Here is a 1418-nt window from a genome sequence, read left to right on the forward strand (position 1 = left end):
TCGCCTACAATTCCTGCAAGAACCGGCATTTCCCAAAATGCCAGGGATCGGCAGCCCGGGACTGGATGGCCGCCCGGGCCGAGGATTTGCTGCCAGTGGAGTATTTCCACATGGTCTTCACGCTACCGGCGGAAATCGCGCGGATTGCGTACTGGAACAAGAAGACGGTCTACGATCTTTTGTTTCGCGCTTCAGCCGAGACCTTGACCACCATCGCTGCCGATCCCCGGCATCTGGGTGCGCGCATCGGCATGACCAGCGTGCTGCACACATGGGGCTCGGCACTCACCCATCATCCGCATGTCCACATCATTGTCCCCGGCGGAGGCCTATCTCCGGATGGCACGCGATGGATCTCTTGCCGTCCTGGTTTCTTCCTGCCGGTCAGGATCCTGTCCCGATTGTTCCGGCGTCTGTTTCTGCAGGGATTGATAGCGCTGCATCGTGCGCGTGATCTGGTCTTCTTCGGTGATCTGGCCGGGCTGGCCGAAGATGACGTCTTCACGGCATGGCTCGCGCCCCTGCGCAGAGCCGAATGGGTGGTCTACGCCAAACCGCCCTTCGGCAGCCCAAAGGCCGTACTGGCCTATCTCAGCCGCTACACCCACCGGGTGGCCATCTCGAACCGCCGCCTGATCAGCGCCGATGCCCGGACGGTCACGTTCCGTTGGAAGGACTACCTGCTCAAGCATCGCAACTGCCAGAAGGTTATGCGTCTGGCCACCGGCGAGTTCATCCGCCGTTTCCTGATCCACGTGCTGCCCGACGGCTTCCACCGCATCCGCCACTACGGTCTTCTGGCCAGCGCCGGCCGCAAGACCAGTGTCGCAAAGATCCGCGCTCTGCTCGGAGCGGAAACGGTCAAAAAGGATCAGCCATCAGGCGCCGAGATCGTTCCGCTCACGCTGAGAGAGCCATACCCGGACTGCGGCGGCCCGATGCGCATCGTCGAATTATTCCGACGCGGCCATAAGCCCCGGTCCCGTGCACCACCAAGACAGGAGGCAGCATGACGACCTGCCCGCCACAGTGCCAAAAGCCCATCCGGAAAGACACTACATTCCGGGTGCCCATCGGTGTGTGCCAAATGCCGTTGAACGCCGTAAAATCTTCGCAACTGACAGAAAGTGACTGTTCGATCTGCTTCCGATCAACCCGTCCTAAACCATCCGGCTTGCACGTTTGCTCATGCCAACGGCGTGCTACAACACAATAGAACCCCGCTGCGTGCCTCTTTCCCCATAGACGCCCCTCCAAGGCCCCGCGGATTCCTCCTTCCGAGGTTTGTCAACGCGGACCGATGCATGCTCCGCGGCAACCGCCACATAGCGGCCCGCATCGAAAAACCTTCAGCATGCGGCCACTCATCCAGTGATCGTCAGACGGCGGCTTAGGTGAAGGTTTTTCGATGCGGGCCG

At 61.0% G+C, this 1418-nt stretch carries 1 protein-coding gene; it reads left to right on the forward strand.

What is annotated here, in order from left to right; translation table 11 throughout:
• Window positions 1-1013: IS91 family transposase (locus tag E1297_RS01825; protein ID WP_155133149.1), on the forward strand; the 1013-nt coding region annotated here is incomplete at its 5' end.
• Between the last annotated feature and the right edge of the window lie 405 nt (window positions 1014-1418).

Source organism: Roseibium sp. RKSG952 (assembly GCF_009711355.1).